Source organism: Streptococcus sp. 1559 (assembly GCF_013276735.1).
In the GTDB taxonomy this organism is placed as follows: domain Bacteria; phylum Bacillota; class Bacilli; order Lactobacillales; family Streptococcaceae; genus Streptococcus; species Streptococcus pseudopneumoniae.
The window spans coordinates 1-8,321 of record NZ_VMLO01000098.1; the positions used below are offsets into that span (position 1 = coordinate 1).

10 protein-coding genes and 1 pseudogene are annotated in these 8,321 nt (G+C 35.8%); 7 read left to right on the forward strand and 4 right to left on the reverse strand.

Annotated elements, in window-relative coordinates; translation table 11 throughout:
* Positions 1 to 444 (reverse strand): helix-turn-helix domain-containing protein (locus HT688_RS10165; RefSeq protein WP_172923756.1); only part of this gene is annotated, 444 nt, incomplete at its 3' end.
* Between the two features lie 206 nt (positions 445 to 650).
* Between HT688_RS10165 and HT688_RS10170 the strand changes: the two genes are divergently transcribed.
* From HT688_RS10170 to HT688_RS10195, 6 genes are read left to right on the forward strand one after another with little or no spacing between them, the layout of a single operon-like run.
* Positions 651 to 845: a helix-turn-helix transcriptional regulator gene (locus HT688_RS10170; protein ID WP_001082471.1), complete on the forward strand. Its 195-nt coding sequence runs from the start codon at positions 651 to 653 to the stop codon at positions 843 to 845.
* Positions 846 to 860: 15 nt separating this feature from the next.
* A complete protein-coding gene (locus HT688_RS10175) occupies positions 861 to 1,403 on the forward strand; it encodes a DUF3278 domain-containing protein (RefSeq protein WP_000712340.1) in 543 nt (180 codons plus the stop codon).
* A 10-nt stretch (positions 1,404 to 1,413) separates the two neighbouring features.
* Positions 1,414 to 1,656 carry a hypothetical protein gene (locus tag HT688_RS10180; RefSeq protein ID WP_000712156.1) on the forward strand — a complete coding sequence of 81 codons (243 nt, stop codon included), beginning with the start codon at positions 1,414 to 1,416 and terminating at the stop codon, positions 1,654 to 1,656.
* A gap of 10 nt (positions 1,657 to 1,666) precedes the next feature.
* Positions 1,667 to 1,993 (forward strand): hypothetical protein, encoded by a 327-nt coding sequence (locus tag HT688_RS10185; protein WP_000839388.1) that lies wholly within the window; start codon positions 1,667 to 1,669, stop codon positions 1,991 to 1,993.
* Positions 1,994 to 2,019: 26 nt separating this feature from the next.
* Positions 2,020 to 2,598 carry a DUF3278 domain-containing protein gene (locus tag HT688_RS10190; RefSeq protein ID WP_023941505.1) on the forward strand — a complete coding sequence of 193 codons (579 nt, stop codon included), beginning with the start codon at positions 2,020 to 2,022 and terminating at the stop codon, positions 2,596 to 2,598.
* A complete protein-coding gene (locus HT688_RS10195) occupies positions 2,595 to 3,071 on the forward strand; it encodes a glutathione peroxidase (protein WP_023941504.1) in 477 nt (158 codons plus the stop codon). The genes HT688_RS10190 and HT688_RS10195 overlap by 4 nt, the downstream gene beginning before the upstream one ends.
* A gap of 221 nt (positions 3,072 to 3,292) precedes the next feature.
* Here the strand turns inward: HT688_RS10195 and HT688_RS10200 are convergent, their stop codons facing one another.
* Complete coding sequence (locus tag HT688_RS10200) at positions 3,293 to 5,506, reverse strand: glycoside hydrolase family 31 protein (RefSeq protein ID WP_050208525.1); 2,214 nt, start codon at positions 5,504 to 5,506, stop codon at positions 3,293 to 3,295.
* Between the two features lie 400 nt (positions 5,507 to 5,906).
* Entirely contained in the window at positions 5,907 to 6,083 is a 177-nt protein-coding gene (locus tag HT688_RS10205) for a hypothetical protein (protein ID WP_000050748.1), read from the reverse strand.
* A 404-nt stretch (positions 6,084 to 6,487) separates the two neighbouring features.
* Between HT688_RS10205 and HT688_RS10210 the strand changes: the two genes are divergently transcribed.
* The gene (locus HT688_RS10210; RefSeq protein ID WP_050208523.1) at positions 6,488 to 7,696 is read left to right on the forward strand and encodes an ATP-binding protein; all 1,209 of its coding nucleotides are present in this window, start codon (positions 6,488 to 6,490) and stop codon (positions 7,694 to 7,696) included.
* Positions 7,697 to 8,158: 462 nt separating this feature from the next.
* Here HT688_RS10210 and HT688_RS10215 read toward each other — a convergent pair.
* Positions 8,159 to 8,321: pseudogene (locus HT688_RS10215) on the reverse strand (helix-turn-helix domain-containing protein); the annotation flags it as partial.

Genomic DNA, 8,321 nt, shown 5'->3' on the forward strand with positions numbered 1-8,321 from the left:
AAGGTTGCTTTTTGAAAATAATTGAGTATCATAATGCCCATTCTCCAAGCGAAGATTTATAGCTTCAGGCCGCTGTTCGATGGATTGACCAGCAGGTTTAAAGTTGGTGCTAGCCTGTTTCTTATCAAGCGAAAATTTTTGGTTATGATAGTGGAGAATCTTTTCCTTTAGTTCCTTGGTCAAGCTTGATTTCTTGACCGAGCGCTTGCGATTATTTTCATAAGACTGTTGAGCATAGTCGGCAGAATAAACCTCTTTAAAGCGCCCTTTTCCAAGACATTGTCGGACTGTCCCACGCTTGATTTCAGTGTGGATAGTTTGAGGAACTTTTCCAAGCAGAAAGGCAATTTCTCTATTTGATTTCCCTTCCTTTTTCCATCGTTCGATTAAGCGACGGTTATCGATTGTCAAATGTTTGGCTTTTGTAGTATAATGGTTTTGCATTTCTGTGCCTTTCTTGTGTTTGTGATTGAACAACAAGTATAACTCAGAGGTGTTTTCTTATGCCTAGAAGAGCTTTCATTTTAATGTGATAATCGGACAAGGAGACTACTATTTCTTCAAAAATATGTCAAAAATACTTGACACTTTATATTTAAAAGAATATAATATAGTCAAATATATACGACATAAATCAGAAAGGAGACCAGATGAATCGTGTGAAAGAATTTCGCAAGGAACTGGGCATTTCCCAGCTAGAACTAGCCAAGGATATCGGTGTCTCGAGACAGACCATCAATATGATTGAAAACGACAAGTACAATCCAACCTTGGAACTCTGTCTCAATCTCGCCCGCAGCCTCCAAACTGACCTCAACAGTCTCTTTTGGGAGGATAATTTTTAAAAAAGGAGCAAACTTATGAAAAAAGAAACCTTCACGGAAAAACTGATCAAACGCATTTATGGCATTTCAGGACCACTTGATGAACACAAACGACGCGAGGCTGATCGTATTGGCAATCAAGTCTTTATCATCCTCTTTTATCTGATGACATTTGGAAATCTCATCCCCTTTGTCCTCGCTTATAAATACCCACAAATTGTCGCTATCGGCTATCCTCTTGTGGTATTCGGCATTTCGATGATTTCTGCTCTCTATGTGCTCTCCCAAACCAAAAAAACAGGGATTACAGCTATTGATCCAGATATGCTGAGCGAGAAAGAAAGCAAGCAACTACACTACCCTGGTATGAAAGCAGGTCTACTCTATGGATTAATGAGTTTTTTTTCAACCCCTCTTCTCCATATACTGCTAGGTGAGAGTCAGGACTATCTTCAGTCTCTTCTCACTTTTAAAAATATTTTTTCAAGTATTCTCCAATCTTTCTTCTTCGGAGTGATTATACAAATTATCATCTCCCGTCGCATTGCAAAAGCCAAGAAAAATCAGGATAATGATTAGGAGGAAACTCATGAAAAAAGAACAGAAACAGTTACGTTATCCTGGTCTGAAAGCAGGTTCGATTTATGGAACAGTGATATTTTTTATAATTCCACTCATTGATACCCTAACAAGTGAAAATCCAAATTTTATCAGTTCTCTTCTAAATACAAAACATATTTTTAAAACTATACTGGGAGCTTTCTTTTTCGGGGTGATGATACATATTGTCGACTCACTTCGTATTGCAAGAGCTAAAAAAGACCAGGATTAGGAGGTGCCTTATGAAATCACTAGTAACTTTACTTACCTATCATCTTTTGTTCAGTTCCCTGCTCATCTTCATCATCGTTTCAGGGAACTTGCCAATCAGCGAGATATTCCTCGGGCTAGTCTTTATTCCAGCACTTAACAAAGGGCTAACTTATCTAAAGATTGACTCCCAAAAAACACGCATACTCAACTTAGCACTGTACTTTATGATTCTATCTTTACCACAACTGATGCTCATCTCAAGCGGTTGGAAATATTATTTACTGCTGACTATCGCTAGCCTTTCTTCTATCACTTATCTTTATTATCTCTATCAATTCGTAAAAGAAAGTCAGTAAAACCACTCATCTAGGAGATTACTAACATGAAAAAAGAAGACTTCACCACTCGCCTACTTCGAAATCTCTTTCATATCCAAGGCCCTTTTGATGAATGCCGGCAAGAGATTATCTACAAAGCCTGTGCCCGTTCCATGGTCCAAATCGTTTATTCTTCCTTCTTCCTCTTCTTGTTTTATCTGTTATTTGGACGCTTCATAGAAGCCGTTCGCTATGCCATGCCCTACGTTTACTCTGGACTCATTTTTTTCATTACTTTAAAAACTCAAAGAGTCGTCAAAGAACTCCAGCTGGAAAAAGATGACAAGTCAGAAATTGTCCTCAAAACCTACAGCAAAGGCCAAATCAAATTCCGAAGCTGGATTGTGTTTATCGGCCTTCAGATTGGCCTCTTTACCCTACTCATCTTTCATAAAGTCTTCGTTCAGCAGATGTCCTTTTCAGATTTTGGGAAGTTGCTCGTGCAATTCGATAAAAGTGTTCCTTTCCTAATGTATGGCCTGATTATCGGTAGCATTTTTGGAACCCTGACCTACGGCTTTCTATCCCTACAGGAGGAGAAAACTCCTAAAAATACCAAACAGAAGGAGAAAAGCAAGCAATGACTTCACTATACGATTTTTCAGTCTTGAACCAAGACAATCAAGAAACTCCACTAGATGCCTATCGTGGGAAAGTTCTCTTGGTTGTCAACACTGCTACTGGATGTGGTTTAACGCCCCAGTACCAGGGACTTCAAGAACTCTATGACCGCTATCAAGAACAAGGTTTTGAAATCTTAGACTTCCCTTGTAATCAGTTTATGGGACAAGCACCCGGCAGCTCAGAGGAAATCAACAGCTTCTGTAGCCTAAACTATCAAACCACCTTCCCACGTTTTGCCAAGATTAAGGTCAACGGCAAGGAGACAGACCCTCTCTATGTTTGGTTAACAGACCAAAAATCTGGCCCACTAGGAAAACGAATCGAATGGAATTTCGCTAAGTTTCTCATCGGCCGTGATGGGCAGGTCTTTGAGCGCTTTTCTTCAAAAACAGACCCCAAACAAATTGAAGAGGCGATACAAAAATTACTATAATTCACAATCTCACTATGATTAGGTTTCTTTTAGCCTGATGAATAGTGAGATTTTTTGATTGGCTTTGACTTAAATAGAAAAACACCCCATGATATGAAACATGAAGTGTTGTAAAGTCTATGTTGTAGGTGCTTATTTCACATTTTCAATGTGACCAATGATGACAAATTCCATACCGAAGCTTCATATACACTAAACAAATGACTTTCTAATTATTTCAATTAGTTTTGGCTAGTAAATATCATTTCCAACAAACGCCCTCTCAATTCCTCGTCCTGACGATGCAAGATATTCATTAAGTCATGAGAATTTTTGGCATTGATGAATTGATTTAACAATCTATCTTTTAATTCATATGGAAGAGAAGCCGTCTTTAGTAGTCTAAAAACTTCATCATTTAGGGGTGTCCTTTTATTATCTTTCCATTCAAATCTAGCTGTATCATTCTTATTTGGCAATTCAATGATAGACACATTCGTTCCTTTAAAATGAATTCTATGTTTTCTATTGTTTGGAACGATACTAGAATCTCCTTGTAATGCTAACTCTACCATTCCCATTTCCCAATCGATTGATAATCTTGTTTTATATCTTTGACCATTTTGATCTTCAAGCATTTCAAAAGAATGTTGTTTGCCTGGGAATACATACCAATCTACAACTTCAGGTAAATCAACACCCATACCTATCTCAGAACCAACCAAGGGAATGATTGCACCACTTTTTGCAAACACAGGCGTAGTCGAGATGTCCCTATAAACACTTAACTTCACACCACCTGTGTATTTTTTCTCTGAAAAGAAGTCATACCATTCACCTTCAGGGAACCATACATCTACTTTTGCAGATTGGAATGTCAAATCCATCTTTTCTACAATGGGAGCCACCATCAGTTCTGTTCCAAAAAAGTATTGGTTTGGAACATTATAGCTCTCATCATTCTCTGGATAGAAATAATACATTGGACTGATTAATGGGGCACCTTCCTCATGTGTCTTTACATTCATGGTATATAGATAAGGAATCATCTGATGTCTCAAACGAAGGTATTTCTTCATAATCTTAGATGTTGTTTCTGAAAAAAACCAAGGTTCTTTACTATTAAAAGGACTTCTAGAACTATGTAATCGAGTAATCGGACTAAAAACACCAAACTGTAGCCATCTAGTTTGTAGCTCTTCGTCATAATCCCCCAACATATGTCCACCGATATCATGACTCCACCAACTATAACCGATATTAGATGCTGTCGCTGTAAAATAAGGTTGAAATCTTAAGGAATTCCAACTAATAATGGTATCTCCTGAAAAACCAACAGGGTAGCGGTGACTACCAGGACCTGCATACCTTGATAAAATCAAGCCACCTTCTGCATTTTTACAACTATCCTGATAGTGATAATGGTTTAAAAGCCACAGTGGATCCAACATGCCTTGTGTCCCTTGTTGCCAGTCAATCCACCAAAAATCTACTCCCTGCTTTTCTAGCTCATAATGAACATCTTTAAAGTAGGCTTCTCTAAAAGAGGGATTAAAAAAATCAAAAATAGCAGGTTCCTCTAGTTCTACATTTAACCCCAATCGTTTTGCGACTTGAGGATAAGCTTCTTCATAAGCCCGTATACCATCAGCAGGATGGACATTTAAAGAGAGTTTTAACTTTCTATCATGAAGTTGTTGCAATAACTGTTCTGGATTTGGTATTAAGTTTTTATTCCAACTATATCCTGTCCAGCCACTTCCAAAACGTGCTGGAATTTCAGTTATATGCCAATCCATATCTAACACACCGATAGATAATGGAATTTTCTCTGTTTCAAATCTGTCTATTAAATTCAAATATTCATCTGACGTATATGGCCAATACCTACTCCACCAATTGCCTAAAGCATATCTTGGCAACAAGGGTGTTGAGCCAGTCAAATGGTAAAAGTCTCTGATTGCTCCTCTATAATCATGCCCATAGGCAAAGAAATAGAGGTCAATTTGATTGTCTCTCTCAATATAACCAGACTGTTCATCCCAAATAAATCCTTGAGAATCATCCAATAAGGCTATACCATTTCTGCTAATAATTCCATCTTCTAACGTGATTGCTCCATCTGCCTCATCCAGAGTCCGAGCTGTTCCTTTTAATGTTTCAATAGATTCACCAAAATACCAGCGACTACCATATACGGCAAAATTTCCTTTTAATTCTATAAATAGATTTTCGGCGTTAAATTCTCCCTTATTAAAGTGCAGATGAAAATAGTCCGTCATAATATCTAGTACGTTTGATGTCTCGATATAATCTAACGAAACTTGGCCAAAATCTCTATTATAGATAAGTTGTGTCGTTCTATCCTCAAAATTTCCAGTTCGAGAGTATTCTAACCTTACTAGCTTGTCTGTTAATACAGAGATTCGATAAAACTCTCCCTTAAAAATTTTCAATTTGTTTTCCTCCTTTTATGATAGCATAAAAACAGAACGCACCATTTTTGATGCGTTTTTCATTATTCTGAATGCAATGTTCTATCTGTTATATCTATGACAAATAATAGTCAATTGAAAAAATGTAGTGGACAAAATATCTTTTAACAAACCAAGAGTTTATTAAAGAGTTATCACTTTTCAACTTTTCTAAGCTTATGCAGTTGTGAAACAAACTACTTTTAAACTATTAACTAAGATAGGATTGATAAATAATTTCAAACTCTTACTAGCAATCATACGATATTCAAGCTCACATGCTTTTTTCCTTCCTGCTTATTTCTTAGAACTGAAGAACCCGGATCGGTATATAAATTATCCGGATCAACATAGTCATAAGATTCATAACAGTTGCGCTTCATTAAGTCATCCCCAGAGCAAGAGCTTCATCTCGTAATTTTTCAACATCACTAACCGTAGGTCGCCATCCTTCAATCATATTTGTACTTAAAGCATACCAAACACTCTTAAAAACGGATCTGTTTTCAAAAGCTATTCCCATGATTGTCATCTTTTCTTTATCTATATCTAAGGACATATGCTACCTCCTTTAGATACATTATACCATGTTTCTCTGTAGCTTTTAAAAATTTTATTTTGTTTGTCATATCTAAGTTTTCAGCACGCTTATCCTATTTATCCGAGAATAATTAAATATCTATCTCATAAACTAGCAGTAGTTGTTAGTAATAGACCATATACCCAACAATTTGTTCTGCCATGAGTTTTTCATTTCACTAATTTCTTAAATGCTTCTAAATGACTTGTTAACACAAATGATTCAACATCAACAAGTACAATTTCTTTTTCTATCTTGAAGATATTTAAATAGTTCCAGATATTATTTCTAAACAATTAGAAATAATCAAACAAATTAAATATTATTTCTAAATATTTGAAAATAATTACTGTTTGTATTATACTATCTTTGAGGTATCTATTATGAACTATATTAAAAGACCACATTATTTAGACTTTTTAAGAAGACATCGTGACCGCCAAATCATTAAGGTTGTGAGTGGAGTGAGGCGAGCTGGTAAATCTGTTCTCTTTCAACTCTATAAAGAGGAGTTACTAGCAGCTGGAGTAGACGAGGATCAAATCATATCCATCAATTTTGAGGATCTGAGTTATTATGACCTCCGACATTTCCAAACATTATACACTTATATAAAAGATCAATTAGTTAGCGAGAAAACATACTATATCTTTTTAGATGAAATTCAACATGTTGAAAAATTTGAACTAGTTGCAGATAGCCTATTCATCCTACCAAATGTTGACCTCTATTTGACTGGATCAAACGCCTACTTTATGAGTAGCCAATTAGCTACAAACTTGACTGGTCGGTATGTTGAGATAGAGGTTCTTCCTTTGTCATTTGAAGAATATCTATCAGGTCAATCTCTCACAGAGAATCTGAATACAACAGAAATTTTTAACAATTATCTCTTTAGTGCTTTCCCTTACTTATTGCAAACATCATCTTACGCTGAAAAAATTGACTATCTCAGAGGAATATATAACTCCATACTGTTAAATGATATTGTCACTAGATTGGGAAATCCAAATCCTACTATTATTGAGCGCATTGTCCGAACCCTACTCAGTAGTACAGGTAGCTTAATATCAACAAATAAGATTCGCAATACCCTAGTCAGCCAAAATGTTTCAATATCCCATAATACTTTGGAAAATTATTTGACAACTTTGACAGATAGTTTACTTTTTTATTCCGTTCCACGTTTTGATGTAAAAGGCAGAGCATTATTACAACGCTTAGAAAAATATTATCCCGTTGATTTAGGTTTACGACACCTCTTATTGCCAGACCACAAAGAAGACATTGGGCATATCTTGGAAAATATGGTGTATTTGGAATTGAGACGTAGATATTCACAAGTATATGTTGGTAATTTAGATAAATATGAGGTTGATTTTGTTGTTGTAACTGATCTTGGTCACTACGCTTATTATCAAGTCAGTGAAACAACACTTGCTCCTGAAACACTAGAAAGAGAACTTAGACCACTAGAAGCCATTAAAGATCAATTCCCCAAGTATCTATTAACAATGGATACGATTCAGCCAACAGCCAATTACAATGGAATTGAGAAGAAAAATATCATAGATTGGTTACTAGAAAAATAGATAAATATAAATCATACAGCTAACTAGATTTGTAACAGTCTGTTATCAATGATTCTACTCAACCCCTAACAAGATATAGTGAATTTAGAACACACTATATAGTACAGACACTTGAAAATAGAAATTGGGGATGAAAGGGGATCTATAATTTCTGGAAGTACTATCAAAAATTAATATCATAGTCTTATTAGAGAATAGCATCACCCACTTTCTCAAATAAGATTAAATTATAACTGAATTATAATGAAAAAGAGACTGAGCAATCAGTCTTTAAAACCCTAAAAAACGCATACTATCAGGTGTTGAATGAACTGCACCCGCATAGCGGGTGGTTTTTTTGTCTCGCACCTAACGGAGCGAGACGAACTAATAGTCACATAATCATAAGGCTGATAGTATTAATCTAACTATCAGCCTTACAGGCTATTTAATGTTTAAGTAACACTCCAATATCAAGATAAACTAAACAGCATCTAGTTCCTTCAAATAATTTTCTATCTTCATCAACATTAAAGGATTGTTATAAATCTTGCATAGCTCTCTTGCTTCTATATAATAATTTTTGACTTGTTCTTTGCCAAGGAATTGTGTTCCACAATTTCCAACGAGAACGAGCAGGGGAGCT